General features: G+C 74.5%; 18 protein-coding genes. 9 read left to right on the top strand and 9 right to left on the bottom strand.

All coding sequences use genetic code 11. The features are described from left to right. Positions 1–11 precede the first annotated feature (11 nt). Entirely contained in the window at positions 12–575 is a 564-nt protein-coding gene (locus ACRB68_RS30665) for a TIGR03086 family metal-binding protein (protein WP_153538650.1), read from the top strand. Here ACRB68_RS30665 and ACRB68_RS30660 read toward each other — a convergent pair. Beyond that, positions 572–1,468 carry an NAD-dependent epimerase/dehydratase family protein gene (locus ACRB68_RS30660; RefSeq protein ID WP_153538648.1) on the bottom strand — a complete coding sequence of 299 codons (897 nt, stop codon included), beginning with the start codon at positions 1,466–1,468 and terminating at the stop codon, positions 572–574. The genes ACRB68_RS30665 and ACRB68_RS30660 overlap by 4 nt on opposite strands. A gap of 100 nt (positions 1,469–1,568) precedes the next feature. On the opposite strand from ACRB68_RS30660, the gene ACRB68_RS30655 reads away from it, so the two are divergent. The 4 genes from ACRB68_RS30655 (at position 1,569) to ACRB68_RS30640 (ending at position 4,581) form a co-directional block, all read left to right on the top strand. Then, the gene (locus ACRB68_RS30655) at positions 1,569–2,486 is read left to right on the top strand and encodes a GlxA family transcriptional regulator (protein ID WP_153538647.1); all 918 of its coding nucleotides are present in this window, start codon (positions 1,569–1,571) and stop codon (positions 2,484–2,486) included. Further along, a complete protein-coding gene (locus ACRB68_RS30650; protein ID WP_207709871.1) occupies positions 2,483–3,475 on the top strand; it encodes an ROK family transcriptional regulator in 993 nt (330 codons plus the stop codon). Before ACRB68_RS30655 ends, ACRB68_RS30650 begins: the two co-directional genes overlap by 4 nt. Positions 3,476–3,518: 43 nt before the next feature. Continuing rightward, positions 3,519–4,313: a putative hydro-lyase gene (locus ACRB68_RS30645; RefSeq protein WP_153538645.1), complete on the top strand. Its 795-nt coding sequence runs from the start codon at positions 3,519–3,521 to the stop codon at positions 4,311–4,313. A gap of 64 nt (positions 4,314–4,377) precedes the next feature. Continuing rightward, positions 4,378–4,581 carry a cold-shock protein gene (locus tag ACRB68_RS30640; RefSeq protein WP_153538643.1) on the top strand — a complete coding sequence of 68 codons (204 nt, stop codon included), beginning with the start codon at positions 4,378–4,380 and terminating at the stop codon, positions 4,579–4,581. 4 nt (positions 4,582–4,585) lie between these two features. On the opposite strand, the gene ACRB68_RS30635 is transcribed toward ACRB68_RS30640, so the two are convergent. From ACRB68_RS30635 to ACRB68_RS30610, 6 genes are all read right to left on the bottom strand, one after another. Continuing rightward, on the bottom strand, positions 4,586–4,999 hold the full coding sequence (locus ACRB68_RS30635) for a pyridoxamine 5'-phosphate oxidase family protein (protein ID WP_153538641.1): 414 nt from the start codon (positions 4,997–4,999) through the stop codon (positions 4,586–4,588). Positions 5,000–5,105: 106 nt separating this feature from the next. Next, positions 5,106–6,116 carry a LacI family DNA-binding transcriptional regulator gene (locus ACRB68_RS30630; RefSeq protein WP_153538639.1) on the bottom strand — a complete coding sequence of 337 codons (1,011 nt, stop codon included), beginning with the start codon at positions 6,114–6,116 and terminating at the stop codon, positions 5,106–5,108. 26 nt (positions 6,117–6,142) lie between these two features. Continuing rightward, positions 6,143–7,525 carry a GH1 family beta-glucosidase gene (locus ACRB68_RS30625; protein ID WP_153538637.1) on the bottom strand — a complete coding sequence of 461 codons (1,383 nt, stop codon included), beginning with the start codon at positions 7,523–7,525 and terminating at the stop codon, positions 6,143–6,145. Beyond that, positions 7,522–8,361, bottom strand: a complete 840-nt coding sequence (locus ACRB68_RS30620; RefSeq protein WP_153538635.1) for a carbohydrate ABC transporter permease — start codon at positions 8,359–8,361, stop codon at positions 7,522–7,524. The genes ACRB68_RS30625 and ACRB68_RS30620 overlap by 4 nt, the downstream gene beginning before the upstream one ends. After that, on the bottom strand, positions 8,358–9,323 hold the full coding sequence (locus ACRB68_RS30615) for a carbohydrate ABC transporter permease (RefSeq protein ID WP_153538634.1): 966 nt from the start codon (positions 9,321–9,323) through the stop codon (positions 8,358–8,360). Before ACRB68_RS30615 ends, ACRB68_RS30620 begins: the two co-directional genes overlap by 4 nt. A gap of 65 nt (positions 9,324–9,388) precedes the next feature. Continuing rightward, the gene (locus ACRB68_RS30610) at positions 9,389–10,708 is read right to left on the bottom strand and encodes an ABC transporter substrate-binding protein (protein ID WP_153538632.1); all 1,320 of its coding nucleotides are present in this window, start codon (positions 10,706–10,708) and stop codon (positions 9,389–9,391) included. A 151-nt stretch (positions 10,709–10,859) separates the two neighbouring features. On the opposite strand from ACRB68_RS30610, the gene ACRB68_RS30605 reads away from it, so the two are divergent. The 4 genes from ACRB68_RS30605 to ACRB68_RS30590 all read left to right on the top strand — a co-directional run bounded on the left by ACRB68_RS30605 (position 10,860) and on the right by ACRB68_RS30590 (position 13,010). Next, entirely contained in the window at positions 10,860–11,540 is a 681-nt protein-coding gene (locus tag ACRB68_RS30605; RefSeq protein WP_153538630.1) for a nucleotidyltransferase domain-containing protein, read from the top strand. Continuing rightward, a complete protein-coding gene (locus ACRB68_RS30600; RefSeq protein ID WP_153538628.1) occupies positions 11,534–12,289 on the top strand; it encodes a nucleotidyltransferase domain-containing protein in 756 nt (251 codons plus the stop codon). The genes ACRB68_RS30605 and ACRB68_RS30600 overlap by 7 nt, the downstream gene beginning before the upstream one ends. 78 nt (positions 12,290–12,367) lie before the next feature. Further along, positions 12,368–12,556: a hypothetical protein gene (locus ACRB68_RS30595; RefSeq protein ID WP_153538626.1), complete on the top strand. Its 189-nt coding sequence runs from the start codon at positions 12,368–12,370 to the stop codon at positions 12,554–12,556. 127 nt (positions 12,557–12,683) lie between these two features. Next, entirely contained in the window at positions 12,684–13,010 is a 327-nt protein-coding gene (locus tag ACRB68_RS30590; RefSeq protein ID WP_235960416.1) for a PGPGW domain-containing protein, read from the top strand. Here ACRB68_RS30590 and ACRB68_RS30585 read toward each other — a convergent pair. Together ACRB68_RS30585 and ACRB68_RS30580 are read right to left on the bottom strand one after the other, a co-directional pair. After that, positions 13,007–13,798 (bottom strand): phosphatase PAP2 family protein, encoded by a 792-nt coding sequence (locus ACRB68_RS30585; protein ID WP_153538622.1) that lies wholly within the window; start codon positions 13,796–13,798, stop codon positions 13,007–13,009. The two genes, ACRB68_RS30590 and ACRB68_RS30585, sit on opposite strands and share 4 nt — an antisense overlap. Positions 13,799–14,041: 243 nt before the next feature. Next, positions 14,042–15,136, bottom strand: a complete 1,095-nt coding sequence (locus ACRB68_RS30580; protein WP_153538620.1) for an ROK family transcriptional regulator — start codon at positions 15,134–15,136, stop codon at positions 14,042–14,044. Positions 15,137–15,180: the final 44 nt, after the last annotated feature.

Raw genomic sequence — 15,180 nt, 5'->3', positions numbered from 1 at the left:
AGGAGGATCCTGTGGACCCCATCGCCGATCTCGTGCGCGCGCTCGACCAGACCGGCCGCGTCATCGCCGCCGTCCTCCCCGGGCAGGCGACGCTGCCGACGCCGTGCCGGTCCTGGGACGTGCGCGCCCTGGTCGCGCACATCGTGGACGAGGTGCACCAGTTCGCCGTCGTCACCGCCGGAGGGAAGCGCCACCCGGCCGGTGACCTCGGCCCGGACTGGAGCGCCGCCTACCAGGCCGCCGCCGACGAGCTCGTCGCGGCCTGGCGCGCGCCCGGCGCGCTCGACCGCAAGATCCGCCTGCCGTTCGGGGAGGTGCCCGCGTCCTGGACCATTGACCAGCAGCTCGCCGAGCTGGTCATCCACGCCTGGGACGTCGCCAAGGCGACCGGCCAGCCCACCGACCTCGACCCCGCGCTCGGGGAGCGCGCCCTGCGCTGGGGGCACGCCAACCTCAAGCCCGAGTTCCGCGGCGACGAGGCCGACGGCCAGCACATCGGCCCCGAGGTGAGCGTCCCCGAGGACGCCCCCCTCTACGACCGGGTCGCCGCGTTCGGCGGCCGCGATCCCCGCTAGCCCGCGAACACCTCCTCCAGCGGGGTCGGCTTGAGGCCGAAGGCGTCCTCGATCCCGGAGGAGTCCACCACGAACGGCCGGTCCGTCATGTACGCGATCTCCCATAGCTCGTTCCAGAGCGGCGACGTGAGGCCGAGCAGCGTCAGTTCCCGGTCCGTCATCCCCGCCAGCCGGGGCGCGGGGGCGCCGGCGGCCTCGGCGAGGACGGCCGCCGCCTCCTGCGCCGTGGCGTTCGTCACCGGAGCGTGCCAGGCCCGGCCCCAGGCGCGATCGCCCCGGGAGACCGCGAGGAGCGCCGCCGCCACGTCGGCGACGGCGGTGAACCCGTGCGGCACGTCCGGCCGGCCCTGGACGAGCGCGGGCCGCCCGGCGCGCACGTGCGGCTCGACCAGCAGGGTGAACCACGAGACCGCGCCGGTCCCGAGGAACGCGCCGGCGCGCACCTCGGTCACCCGGACCCGGCCGGCCCGGTGCGCGGCCTCGGCCTCGCGCCACATCCGGGCGCGGACCTCGCCCTTCGGGCCGGTGGCGAGCAGCGGCAGGTCCTCGGTGAGGGGCCCGTCGACGGGGCCGTAGCCGTACAGGTTGCCGAGCATGACGTAGTCGGCGCCGGCGTGCTCGGCGGCGCTCAGGACGGCGCGGAACAGCGGCGGCAGCGTGGTCGGCCAGGTGTGGTAGGCGGGCGCCGCCGCGTTGAAGACCGTGGCCGCGCCGCGCGCCGCCTCGGTGAGGGCGGCGGCGTCGGCGGCGTCGAGCGCGACGCGCTCGACCAACGGGTGCTCGGGTCCGCTGCCGCCGCGGGTGACGAGCCGGACGCGCTCGCCCGACCCGGCGAGCAGGAGGGCGGTGGCGATGCCGGTGGCCCCGGCGCCGACGACGATGTGGAAGGACATGGCCGATCCTTTGGTTCGATGGTGGTGACGGGTTCCACCCTGGGGTCGGCCGCCGCCGCGCGGCAGGGGTGCGCCCGCCAGTGAACCGGAGGTTCTGGCCATGCAGCGGATCGCGTTCGTCCTGGTGCCGCCGGTCATGTCGTTCGACCTGGCGATCGCGCGGATGGTCTTCGACTCCGCCGGGGAGGACCGCTACCGGGTGCTGGTCTGCGCCGCCGAGCCCGGCCCGGTCGAGGCCGTCGTGGGTCCACCGGTCCTGGCCCCGGACGGCCTGGCCGCCGCGGCGGACGCCGACACCCTGATCGTGGTCGGCGGGGGCGGCCGGGACGACCCCGGCGCGTCCGTCCTGGACCTGGTGCGCGGCGCGCGGGGCCGGGTCGCCGCGATCTGCACCGGTGTGTTCGTGCCGGCCCAGGCCGGTCTGCTGGACGGCCACCGCGCCACCACCCACTGGAGCCTGGCGGCCGAGCTGGCGCGCCGCTTCCCGCGGGTGCGGGTCGACCCGAACGTGCTGTACGTCGCCGACGGGCCCGTCCTCACCTCGGCGGGCGCGGCGGCGGGCGTGGAGCTGTGCCTGCACATCGTCGCCGAGGACCACGGCGCGGCGGTCGCGGCGGACGCGGCGCGCGCCGCGGTCGCGGCCCCGACGCGCCCCGCCGGGCAGGCGCAGGTCGTCGCGGTGCCGCAGGGCCGGGACGACACGATCGCCGCGACCCGCGCCTGGGCGCTCGGGCGGCTGCACGAGCCGCTCACCCTGGCCGCCCTCGCCGCGCACGCCCAGGTCAGCACCCGCACGCTGACCCGCCGCTTCCACGCCGAGACCGGGCAGAGCCCGCTGCAGTGGCTGCTGCGGCAGCGCCTGGAGCGCGCCCGGGAGCTGCTGGAGACGACCGGCCTGCCGATGGACCTGGTCGCCCACCACTGCGGCCTCGGCAGCGCCGACTCGCTGCGGGCGCACCTGGTGCGGCGCTTCGGCGTCACCCCGAGCGCCTACCGGGCCTCGTTCGCGGGGCGGTGAACGTGCCCGGCGGCGACTCCTCGGTGCTGCGGCGCCTGAACACCGCGGCCGTGCTGCGCGGGCTGCGCGACGGCGGCGAGCCGACGCTGACCGAGCTGGCGGCCCGCGCCGGGCTGTCGCGGCCGACGACCGAGGACGTGCTGGCCGATCTCGCCGGGCGCGGCCTGGTGACCGCGGCCGCGGCCCGGCAGGGCCGGGGCCGCCCGGCCCGCCGCTACCGGTTCCACGCCGCCGCCGGGCACGCGCTCGGCGTCGGCATCGGCGCCGCGCACGTGGGGGTGTTCGTCGCCGACCTCGCCGGGGAGGCCGCCGCCCGGCACCACGCCGTCCTCGGGCACGGCTGGCCGCCCGCCGAGCGGCTCGCCGCGGTGCGGACCGCGGTCCGGGCGGCCCTCGCCAAGGCGGGCGTCGAGCGGTCCGCGCTGTGGGCGGCCGGCGCCGGCACCCCGGGCGTGGTCACCGCGGACGGCCGGGTCGCCCGCTGCGAGGTGCTGCCCGGCTGGGCCGGCGTCGAGCTCGGCCGGGTGCTCGGCCGCGCGCTCGGCCGCCCCGTCCTGGTCGACAACGACGCCAACCTCGCCGCGCTCGCCGAGCGCTGGGCGGGCGCGGCCCGCGGCGCCGACGACGTGCTGTACGTGCTGGCCGGCGAGCACACCGGGATGGGCGTCGTCGCCGGCGGCCGGCTGCACCGGGGCCGCTCGGGCGCGGCGGGCGAGGTCGGCGTCCGGCCCGGCCTCGGCCTGTCGGGCCCGGCGGACGACGACGCGATGGTGCACGGCATCGCCGGGGCGGCGCTGGCCCTGGACCCCGAGGTGGTCGTCGTCGCGGGCGCCGGCGACCGGCTGATGGAGACGCTGCGGCGGCGGGTGCGGCCGCTCTGCGTGACGCCGGTGCGCATCGAGGCCGCCGAGCTCGGCGCCGACGCGGTCGGGCTCGGCGCGCTCCGCCTCGCGCTCGACCACGTCGAGCGGGACCTGTTCCGGGTCTGACCGGGTACGTAGGCTGAAAGCCGGCGACCGCGAGGGAGAGCCCATGCCGGAGACCCCGCCGAATCCCGCCGCCCTCACGCCCGGCCAGGCCCGCGCGCTGTTCCGCGCCGGGCTGCGCACCCCCACCGCCGGCTGGTGCGCCGGCTGGACCCAGGCCAACCTGATCGCGGTGCCGCGCGCCCAGGCCTACGACGTGCTGCTGTTCGCGCAGCGCAACCCCGGGCCGTGCCCGGTGCTGGACGTCACCGAACCGGGGGAGACCTCGGCCCGGCTGTTCGCCGGGGACCTGCGCACCGACCTGCCCGGCTACGTCGTCTACGAGGACGGCGAGCCGGTCGCGTGGGTCGCCGACGTGCGCGACCACTGGCGCCCCGACCTGGTGGCGTTCCTCATCGGCTGCAGCTTCACCTTCGAGGACGCGCTGCGGGAGGCGGGCGTCCCGGTCCGCCACGTCGAGCAGGGCCGCAACGTGCCGATGTACCGGACGGACCGCATGTGCCGCCCCGCCGGCGGCCTGGCCGGCCCGCTGGTGGTGTCGATGCGGCCGGTCCCGGCGGGCCTGGTCGCCGACGCCGTCCGCGTCACCTCCCGCTACCCGGCGGTGCACGGCGCGCCGGTGCACATCGGCGACCCGGCCGCGCTCGGCATCGCCGACCTGGACGAACCCGACTTCGGCGACCCGGTGGACGTCCGCGCCGGCGAGATCCCGGTGTTCTGGGCGTGCGGCGTCACACCGCAGGCCGCGGTGACGCACTCGCGGCCGAAGCTGGCGATCGGCCACGCCCCCGGCCACATGGCGATCACCGACGCCCGCGACAGCGCCTTCGCCGTTCCGTGAGACGCTGGTGGCGGCGGCCCGGCACCGGGTCCGGCCACGTCAGCGCACATGAGGGAGACCATAGATGGCCCAGGGGACCGTGAAGTTCTTCAGCGACGACAAGGGCTTCGGCTTCATCAAGCCCGACGACGGCGGCCCGGACGTGTTCGTCCACCACTCGGCGATCGACACGCAGGGCTACCGCACGCTGCGCGAGGACCAGCGGGTCGAGTACACCACCGAGCAGGGCCCGAAGGGCCCGCAGGCCACCGGGGTCCGGCCGCTGTAGCGGCTCAGCCGTCCTGGCGGACGCGGCGCCCGGTGACGGTGCGCGGGGTGAGCCGGATGTGGGCGTCGCGCTCGCCGCCCGGCCACGGGTCGACGGTGGGCGCGTCCGCCGCCTCCTCGGGCGACATGTGGTGCGCGCCGCCGCGCAGCATCACGCTCCAGCCCTGCCGGCTGTCCTCGTCGAACCGGTCGACCTCGAAGGCGATGCGCACGTCGGCGTCCTGCACGCCGGTCGTCACCCCGCTGTCCAGGCGGCCCTCGACGGCGGTGCGGAACACCACCGAGTCGCCGTCCACGACGTAGTTGACGGGCAGGACGGCCGGGCCCTGCCCGTCGTCGAAGCCGACCCGGCCGACGCCGCCCGGCGCGATCAGCCGCAGGCACTCGGCGTGGTCCAGTTCCTCCAGGACGGGAGCCATGGGCACGGTCCTCCTCTAGACGGGTCGCGGGAACTGCCCTGGATCCTTCCCAGCGGCCGTCCGGTCCATCCCAAAAGCACTGGTCAAGACCTTGCCGGGGGAATCGTCAGGCCGACTCGCGGCGCACCAGCCGGGGCCGCAGGATCACCACCGGCTCGGGCAGCTCCTCGCCGCGGATCCGGGCGACCAGCAGCCGCGCCATCTGGCGGCCCATCTCCTCGGGCGACTGGTGCACCGTCGTCAGCGGCGGATCGGCCAGCGCCGCGGCGGGCGAGTCGTCGAACCCGACCACCGCCACGTCGGCGGGCACCCGGCGGCCGTGGCGGCGCAGCACCCGCAGCGCGCCGAGCGCCATCGGGTCGTCCGCCGCGAAGATCGCGTCGATGGCGGGCTCGCGGGCCAGTAGCTCCTCGGCCGCGGCGATGCCGCTCGCCTCGCTGAAGTCGCCGTAGGCGACGAACTCGGGCAGCCCCGCCTCGGCGAGCGGCACCCGGTACCCGTTGAGGCGGTCCACGCCGGGCCCCATGTCCTGGGGCCCGGCGATGGTGGCGATGCGGCGGCGGCCGAGCGACATCAGGTGCCCGACGGCCTCCTGCGCGCCGGCCCGGTTGTCGACGTCGACGTAGCTGACCGGGGCCAGGCCCGGCGGGCGGCCGTTCAGCACCGTCGGCACGCCGCTCGCCTCCAGCCGGGCGGGCAGCGGGTCGTCGGCGTGCAGCGAGGTGAACAGCACCCCGTCGACGTGCTGGGCGGTCAGGTACTCCTCCAGCCGGTCGTACTCGGCGGGGGAGCGGGCGAGGGCGAGCAGCAGCTGCAGGCCGGTGTCGCCGAGCGCGCCGCTGATGCCGCGGATGACGCCGGCGAAGTACGGCTCGGCGAACAGCCGCTGCTCGGACTCGGCGACGACGAGCGCGACGGTGTCGGTCCGCCGCGTCACCAGCGACCGCGCCGCCCGGTTCGGCACGTAGCCGAGCTCGTCGATGGCCCGCCGGACCGCCGCGCGGGCCTGCTCGCTCACCCGGGGGGAGCCGTTGACGACGCGCGACACCGTGCCGCGGCCGACGCCGGCCCGCGCCGCGACCTCCTCCAGCGTCGGGCGCGTGCTCCTGCCCGCCATGCGGCCCCCTTCGCCGGGACGGCCCGTCAGAGGCCGCCCCGCTCGATCACGCCCGCGTACCAGCGCGCGCTGTCCTTCGGCACCCGGCGCTGGGTCCCGTAGTCGACGTGGACCAGCCCGAAACGCTTGCCGTAGCCCCACGCCCATTCGAAATTATCCAGCAGCGACCAGACGAAGTAGCCGCGAAGCGGCACACCGTCCGCGATCGCACGATGGCACGCCTTCAGGTGCGCCTCCAGATAGGCGATGCGCTCGCTGTCGTGGACGGTGCCGTCGCCGCCCGGGTCCTCCTCGTACCCGGCGCCGTTCTCGGTGATGTAGAGCGGGACGGCCGGGTACTCGCGGTGCAGCCGGGTCAGCACCTCGTGCAGGCCGTCCTCGTCGATCTCCCAGCCCATGCCGGTGACGGGCCGGCCCGTCGGGACGAAGCGGACGTGCTCGCTGCCGACCCACGGCGAGTGCGCCGAGAACGGCGACGACGCGGCCTGCGCCGCCGTGCCCGGCCGCCCCGAGACGGTGTGCCGCGAGTAGTAGTTGACCCCGAGCTGGTCCAGCGGCTGCGCGATCACGGCGAGGTCGGAGTCCTTCGGCGCGAAGCCGTGCGCGGCGACGTCGGCGAGGACGTCCTCGGGGTAGCGGCCGGTCAGGAGCGGGTCGAGGAACAGCCGGTTCTGCATCCCGTCGACGCGGCGGGCCGCGTCCACGTCGTCGGCGTGACCGGTCTCCGGCGCCACCGCGTACAGGTTCACCGCCGCGCCGAACCGGTTGTCCGGCCGCTGCGCGCGCATCGCCTCCACCGCCAGGCCGTGCCCGAGCATCAGGTGATGTGCCGACCACAGCGCGGCGGCGGGCTCGCGGCGCCCCGGCGCGTGCTCGCCCGAGGCGTACCCGAGGAAGGCGGTGCACCACGGCTCGTTCACCGTCGTCCAGTGCCGGACCCGGTCGCCGAGCGCCTCGTGCACGAGCGCGGCGTAGTCGGCGAACCGGTGCGCGGTCTCGCGCTCGGGCCAGCCGCCCGCGTCCTCCAGCACCGACGGCAGGTCCCAGTGGTACAGCGTCGGCCACGGCTCGACGCCCGCCGCGAGCAGCTCGTCCACGAGCCGCCGGTAGAAGTCCAGGCCCGCCTGGTTGACGCGGCCCGCGCCCTCGGGCAGCACCCGCGGCCAGGAGATCGAGAACCGGTAGCGGTCCAGGCCGAGGCCCGCCATCAGCGCGACGTCCTCGGCGGCGCGGTGGTAGTGGTCCACCGCGACGTCGCCGGTGTCGCCGTTCAGCACCGCGCCGGGCACGCGGCAGAAGTCGTCCCAGATCGACGGGCCGCGCCCGTCCTCCGCGGCCGCGCCCTCGACCTGGTAGGCGGCGGTCGCCGCGCCCCAGCCGAAGCCCGCCGGGAAACCGTAGGAGGTCATGCCTTCACCGCGCCTTCCATGATGCCGCCGATGATCTGGCGGCCGAACAGGGCGAACACCGCGAGCAGCGGCAGGATCGCCACCGTCGTGCCGGCGAACATGAGCGTGTAGTCGCTGAAGTGGCCGGTGGCCAGGTTGTTGATCGACAGCTGGACGGTCGGGTTCTCGGGGTTCAGCACCGCCAGCGGCCACATGAACTCGTTCCAGGTCTGCATGAAGGTGAACAGCCCGAGCACGCCCGCCGCCGGGCGGAGCGCGGGCAGCACGACGCGCCAGTAGACGCCGAAGGTGGAGCAGCCGTCGACGCGGGCGGCCTCGATCAGCTCGTCCGGGACGGCCTGCGCGGCGTACTGGCGCATCATGAACACCCCGAACCCGGTCACCAGGAACGGCACGATCACCGCCTGAAGATGGTTCTGCCAGCCCAGCCGCACCATGATCATGTAGAGCGGGACGACGCCCATCTGCACCGGGATCATCATGGTCGCCACGATCGTGAGCAGCAGCGCGTTCCGGCCTCGAAAGCGCAGCTTGGCGAACGCGAACCCGGCGAGCGAGGCGAAGAACACCGTGGACAGCGTCACCGCGCCCGAGGCGAGCGCCGAGTTCAGCAGCCCCTTGGCGAAGTAGGCGTCGGGGTTGGCGAACAGCCGCTCCACGTTGCCGCCGAGGTGCCCGCCGGGCAGCAGCGGCGGCGGGACGTCCGACACCACGTCGTTGGTGCGGGTCGCCACCACGACCATCCAGTAGATCGGGAACACCGACAGCGCGACGGCCGCCAGCAGCGTGAGGTAGGTGAGCGGGGTCGCGTCGCGGATCCCCCGGTGCCTGGTCATCGGGTCCCTCCCGCCCGGCGCACGAACGCGAAGTTGACCAGGGAGAACACGATGATCAGCAGGAACAGCGCCCAGGCGACCGCGGCGCCGTAGCCGTAGCGGTCGTCGCCGAAGGCGTTGCCGAACATGTACATCGTGATCGTCTGGAACTGGTGCAGCGCGCCGCCGTCCATCCGGTCGGCCGAGCCGGAGCCGAACAGCACCGGCTCGGTGAACAGCTGCAGCCCGCCGATCGTGGACACGACGACGGTGAACAGGATCGTCGGCCGCAGCAGCGGCACGGTGATCTGCCAGAACTGGCGCGCGCGGGACGCGCCGTCGATCGCCGCCGCCTCGTACAGGTCGCGCGGGATCGCCTGCATCGCGGCCAGGTAGATCAGCGCGTTGTAGCCGGTCCAGCGCCAGTCGACCATCGCCGAGATCGCCAGCCAGGACCAGCCGCGGCCGGCCTGCCAGTCGACGTGTGCTCCGAACAGCCAGTTGACCATCCCGAAGTCGCGGTCGAACAGCTGGGTGAACACGATCGCGACCGCCGCCGTCGAGGTGACCAGCGGCGCGACCATCCCGATGCGCAGCAGCGTCGCGCCGCGCAGTTTCCGGTTCAGCGCGTTGGCGACGACGAGCGCCAGCAGCAGCTGCGGCACGGTCGACACCGCGAAGATGCCGACGGTGTTGACCACCGCGTGCCAGAAGTCGGCGTCGCCGGCCAGGTAGCGGTAGTTCTCCAGGCCCGTCCAGCGGCGCTCGCCCGAGGCGAGGCCCCAGCTGTGCAGCGAAACCCAGAACGTGTAGCCGAGCGGGAACGCCCCGAAGAGGAGGAACACCAGGTAGAACGGCGAAATGAACAGGTAGGGCGAGAACTTCAGATCGAGCCGGGCCAAGCGCGCACGCACGCCACGCGATGCGGGCCGCTCTCCCGCCGGCGGTGCGCCGTCGCGCGCCGGATGCAGATCGAGGACCATCCGGCCCTCCTTTCGGAAAGAGCGGCGGCGCCCGGTGAACGGGGCGCCGCCGCCATGGACCCCGGTCAGCGCGCGGCCTTCTTCGCCGCCTCGACGGCCTTGCCCCACGCCTGGTCGGCCGGGATCTTGCCCTGCCCGACCGAGATGAGGACGTTCTCCACCGCCTGCCGCACGTCCTCGTTGCGCGGGCCGAGGTAGACGGGCTTGACCTGCGCCGCCATCTCCCCGAACAGCCGTCCGGTCGGCGCGTCGCTGAAGTAGGGGCTCTTGGCGTTCGCCACGGCCGGGTCCTGCGCGGCCGTCGTCGCCGACGGGAAGGTGTTCTTCTCCTTGTAGGCCCCGACCTGGCCCTGCGTGCCGGTCAGGAACTTGGCCAGCTCCGCGGCCTGCTTCGGGTGCTTGGTCTGCTTCGGCACCGCCAGCCACGACCCGCCCCAGTAGCCGCTGCCGCCGGGCACCGCCGCCACGTCCCACTTGCCCTTGCCGTAGGAGCCGGAGAACTCCTCGATGCCGCCGAGCATCCACGACGGGCACGGCACCGTGGCGAAGGTGTCGCGCTTCAGCGCGGTCTGCCACGGCGGCGTGAAGACCTGCATGTCGCCGGTCATCTTGGCCTGCTCGAACTTCAGCGTCGTGTCGAACGCGGTCTTGATGGCGGGGTTGGTATCGAAGACGAGCTTGTTGTCCTTGTCGAAGTAGCTGTAGCCGGGCCCCTTGCCCGACTCCTGCAGCACGGTGGTGCGCAGGATCGCCGCGGGGCCGTCCAGCCACTTGACGCCCGGCTGCTTGGCCTGGAACCGCTGCCCGGCCTGGAAGAAGCCGTCCCAGGTCGGCCAGAGCTTGGAGACCTCGTCGCGCTCGGTCGGCAGGCCGGCCTTCTTGAACAGGTCCTTGCGGTAGCACATGCCGAGCGGGCCGATGTCGGTGCCGAGCCCGACGAGCTGCTTGCCGTCGGGGCTGAGGCCCATCTGCCACTTCCACGGCAGGTAGTTCTGCTGGAGCGACGCGCCGCCGTAGTCGAGCAGGTTGAGGAACTTGCCCCGCTGCTGCATGTAGGTGGCGAGGATGCCCTCCTCCAGCGCGACGACGTCGCCGGCGCCGCTGCCGGTCGCGATCCACTGCTGGATGCGCGGCTTGTAGTCGTCCAGCGTGGAGACCTTGCGCTGCTTGATCGTGACGCCCGGGTGGGACGCCTCGTACTGCTTGTAGAGCCCGTCGTAGCCGAACTCGCCGAACACGTCGACGGTCAGGGTGACGGGGCCGGAGTCGGCGTCCTTGCTGCCGCCCCCGCCGTCGCCGCCGCCGCACGCGGCGGTGGCCGCGAGGACCGTCGCCAGTGCCGCCAGCACGGCGATGCGCGGCCGGTTCCGCCCGTTGTCCCGCATGGCGTTTCCTTCCGATCAGAGGTGTGGGAGCGCTCCCACACAGAGAAGACCGTGACCTGGCTCACTGTCAATCCGTCGCAACGCAACCGTTATCAACCGGTTTGCCGGTAATTGGATCGCGGCTGCGCCGGCGGTAGGGGAGCCTGGGGTCATGGATCACACGCTCGTCCGCGACCACACCGTGCTGGCGGTCGTCGTCGGCTCGCGCGCGTACGGCCTCGCGACCGAGGAGAGCGACACCGACCGGCGCGGCGTCTACGCGGCCCCGGCACCGCTGTTCTGGCGGTTCGACAAGCCGCCGACGCATATGGACGGCCCGCTGCCCGAGCAGTTCTCCTGGGAGCTGGAGCGCTTCTGCCAGCTGGCGCTGTCGGCGAACCCGACCGTCCTGGAGTGCCTGTGGTCGTCGCTGGTCGAGTCGGTGACGCCGGTCGGCGAGGAGCTGCTCGCGCTGCGGACGGCGTTCCTGTCGCGGCACGCGCACCGCACGTTCGTCCGCTACGCCGACAGCCAGTTCCGCAAGATCGAGGGCGACCTGCGCAACCGCGGTGAGATCAACTGGAAGCACGTGATGCACATGCTGCGGCTGCTGGCCTCCGGGTGGCACCTGCTGCTGCGCGGCGAGCCGCTGGTGGACGTCGGCGACATGCGCGAGCGCCTGCTCGCGGTGCGGCGCGGCGAGACGCCCTGGGACGAGGTCGTCGCCTGGCGCGCCCACCTCGCCGAGGGCGTCGACAAGGCCCTGGAGAGCACCCTGCTGCCCGCCGAGCCTGACCGTGACCGCGTCGAGGAGTTCCTGATCTCCGTCCGGCGAAGGAGCCTGGAATGGTGACCCTGCCCGAGGGCCTGCTGGGCCGGCTGGACGCCGAGCACCCCCACCCCCGCGCGTTCGTGACGATCAGCGGCGCGCACCTGTACGGGTTCGCCTCCCGCGACTCCGACGTCGACGTGCGCGGCGCGCACCTGCTGCCGGTGGAGCAGGTCGTGGGCCTGGACGTGGGCCGCGAGACCTTCACCTGGATGGGCGACCACGACGGCGTCGAGACCGACATCGTCACCCACGACCTCGGCAAGTTCTGCAAGCTGCTGCTGAAGGGCAGCGGGGACGTGCTGGAGCAGCTCGTCTCGCCGCTGGTGCTGGCGTCCTCGCCGGTCCACGAGGAGCTGCTGGCGCTGGTGCCGCAGGTGGTGACGTCCAACCACGCCCACCACTACGGCGGGTTCGGGCGCGGCCGGTGGCGGGCGTTCGAGGCCGGAAAACGGCTGAAGCCGCTGCTCTACACCTTCCGCTCGTATCTGACCGGGATCCACCTGATGCGGACCGGCGAGGTGCGGCCGGGCCTGCCGGAGCTGGCCGCCGAGTACGGGCCGTCCTACCTGGCCGGGCTCATCGAGGCCAAGGCGGCGGCGGAGCAGGGCGGGCTGCCGGCGGACGCGCCCGGGCACGAGGTGCTGAGCGGCGACGTCGAGGCGCTGTCGGCGCGGCTGGAGGAGGAGCGGGCCGCCTCGTCCCTGCCGCCGCGGCCGGCGGCCTACCCGGCGCTGAACGACCTGGTCGTCCGCACCCGCCTGGGGAAATGAGTTCTTTTGTCCCGCTTCGCGGTGGGTAGAGCAACGGATGAGCGGCCTTGTCGCCGAACCGACGAGTGGGGGGAACTCATGTCGAAGAAGCACAAGACAGCGGAAGAGAAGATGCGGCAGCACCGGTACAAGTCGCCGTCCCCGGTGAGCGAGAACACGCAGGCGCCCGGTGAGGCGCACAACATCGGCGGCGGGGACGACCCCGGCCGGGCGGGCACCAAGGGGCCCGGCAGCATGGGGTACCGCGACCGCGGCAACGCCATCTGAGGCCGCCCGGGCGCAGGAGGCGGGCCCGCCGCGCAGGCCCGCCTCCTGTGCGATGGGTCACACCCGGGCTCTCCGGCCGCCCTCTGATCGTCTGAAGCAACAAGAGCCGATCCCAGAGGAGGCCCTGTTGAGCACTGTTCAGCCGACCACCGGTGAGCCGACCACCGGTGAGCCGACCACGGGTGAGCCGACCACGGGCGACCGCCCGGCGAGCGACCTCGTCCCGGTCCAGGCCGCCCGGTCGGGCCCGCTGCGCAAGGCGGCGGTCGCGGTCGCCGGCGTCCTCCTGATCCTCGCGGGCATCGTGATGATGGTGCTGCCCGGGCCCGGCGTGGTGGCGATCCTGGCCGGCCTCGGCCTGCTCGGCACCGAGTTCCCCGCCGCGCGCCGCGTCAGCGACAAGCTGAACGGCTACGCCCGCACCGCCTGGCGCAAGGTGCGCCGCCGGCCCTAGCCCGCCGGGGCGAGCGCGGGCTCCTCGGCGGCCGGCTGCTGCGCCGGCTCCCCGGTGCGAGCCGCGCGCCGCCACCGCGTGATGGCGGCGACGACGGCGACCGCGAGGGCCAGCAGGACCGCGGCGACGACCCCGTCGAGCCAGTAGTGGTTGGCGGTGACGACGACCACCAGCACCGTGACGGGGGCGTGCAGCGCGACGGCCCAGCGCCACCGGCTGCGCGACACCCGCAGCACCGCGACCGCCACGACCAGCGCCCAGCCGATGTGCAGGGACGGCATCGCGGCGTACTGGTTGGCGATCCCGCTCGCCGCCTCCGGATAGGCCGACGGGCCGACCGTCAGCATCGTGTCGACCGCGCCGAGCCCGGCCAGCCGGGGCGGCGCCAGCGGATAGGCCATGTGCACGGCCATCCCGAACGCCGTCAGCGCGACCAGCTCGTTGCGCACCCGCTTGTAGGACGCCCGGTGCCGCGCCCACAGCCAGCCGAGCAGCAGCGTCGTCCCGGGGAAGTGCACGCCCACGTAGTACAGGTTGGCCAGGAACGCGGTGTGGTCCCAGCCGAGCGCCCACCGCTGCACCGCGATCTCGTCGGGCAGCCCGAGCGAGCGCTCGGCGCCCCACAGGTCGGCCGCGTTCCCCATCGCCGTGCCGACGCTGCCCTCGACGAGCTGCCGCCCCCACTTGTACGCGGCGAACAGGACGAGCAGCAGGGTGATCTCGGTCAGCAGCGGGCGCGCCGCGGCCAGGCGTCCGCTCCGCCCGGTTGGTAATGCTTCGTTCGCCATGCCGTCCTCCGTGCTCACCCCGTGCCGCCGGAAACCACCCTGTTCGGCATCGGTGCCGTGAGCAGGGCGGCCGGCATCCCAGTCCCGGCGTGATCGGTCTCGTCTTTTTCGCCGGGAGACCCCCATCGTGTCCCGTACGGCGCCCGGGCGGGCCCGAGCGTCCGTCGATCCTGCCATGGCCGGTGGCCGGCCGGGCGGGTTCACCGGGTTGCCGCCGGGCGCGGGCGAGGCGATCGAATTCCGTTACCGGGCGAGGGCGGCGTCGACGGCCTCGGGGGCCAGGATGCGGTCCAGCACCATCGCGGCGCAGCCGATGAGGCCCGCGGCGTCGCCGAGCCGGCTCGGCTCGATGCGCAGCCGGCTGGTGGCGAGGGCGGTGGCGCGCTGGTAGACCACCTCGCGGACGCCCGCGATCAGCGGGTCGTAGGCGCCGGTGAGGTCGCCGCCGAGGACGACGACCGCCGGGTTCAGCAGGTTGACGGCGGTCGCGACGACCTCGCCCAGCCGGCGCCCCGCCTCGCGGATCAGCGCCACGGCCGCCGGGTCGCCGGCCCGGGCGAGGGCGGCCAGCTCGCCGAGGGTGGCGGCGGGGGAGCGGGCGAGCAGGGCGGCGCCGCCCGCGACCGCCTCGACGCAGTCGAGGTTGCCGCAGCGGCAGGGGACGCCGCCGCCCCCGGTGACCGGGACGTGGCCGAGCTCGCCCGCCGCGCCGAGCGCGCCGCGCTGGATCCGGCCGCCCATGACCAGGCCCGCGCCGATGCCGGTGGAGACCTTGACGAACAGCAGGTCGGGGTCGCGGTGCCCGGCGTGGTGCTCGCCGAGCGCGGCCGCGTTCACCTCGTTGTCCAGGTGCGCGGGCACGCCGAAGCGCGCGCGGACGCAGGCGTCGTCCCACTCACCGGGCTGTGCCGCGCCCGGGACGCCGAGGCCGACGCCGCGCACCGCGGCCTGGGACAGCCCGGCCTCGGCCAGGAGCGCCTCCCACTGGTCCAGCAGGCGGGGGAGCGGCTCGCCGGCGGCCGGCAGGTCGGCCTCGGCCTGGGCGAGCAGGGCGCCGGACAGGTCGCAGACGGCGAGCTGGCCGCGCGACTGGCCGAGGTTGGCGACGAGCACGGCGCCGCCCGCGGCGTTGAAGGCCAGCCGGGCCGGGGGACGGCCGCCGGTGGACGGCCCGTCCGCGCGCTCGGCGACCAGGCCGTGCTCGATCAGCTCGGTCACCCGGGCCGCGACGGCCGGGCGGGACAGGCCGGTGAGGCGGCCGAGCTCGGCGCGGGTGGCGACGCCGTCCTCGCGGATCAGGCGCAGGACGTCGCCGCTGGTGGAAGGGCGACGGGGCATCCCGACAGTCAAGCATGCGGCTGTTCGGCACGTCGAGTTGGCTC

The sequence above is a fragment of the Actinomadura macrotermitis genome (genome assembly GCF_009604375.1).
Lineage (GTDB): Bacteria > Actinomycetota > Actinomycetes > Streptosporangiales > Streptosporangiaceae > Spirillospora > Spirillospora macrotermitis.
This window is presented reverse-complemented; position numbering and strand designations above follow the sequence as displayed.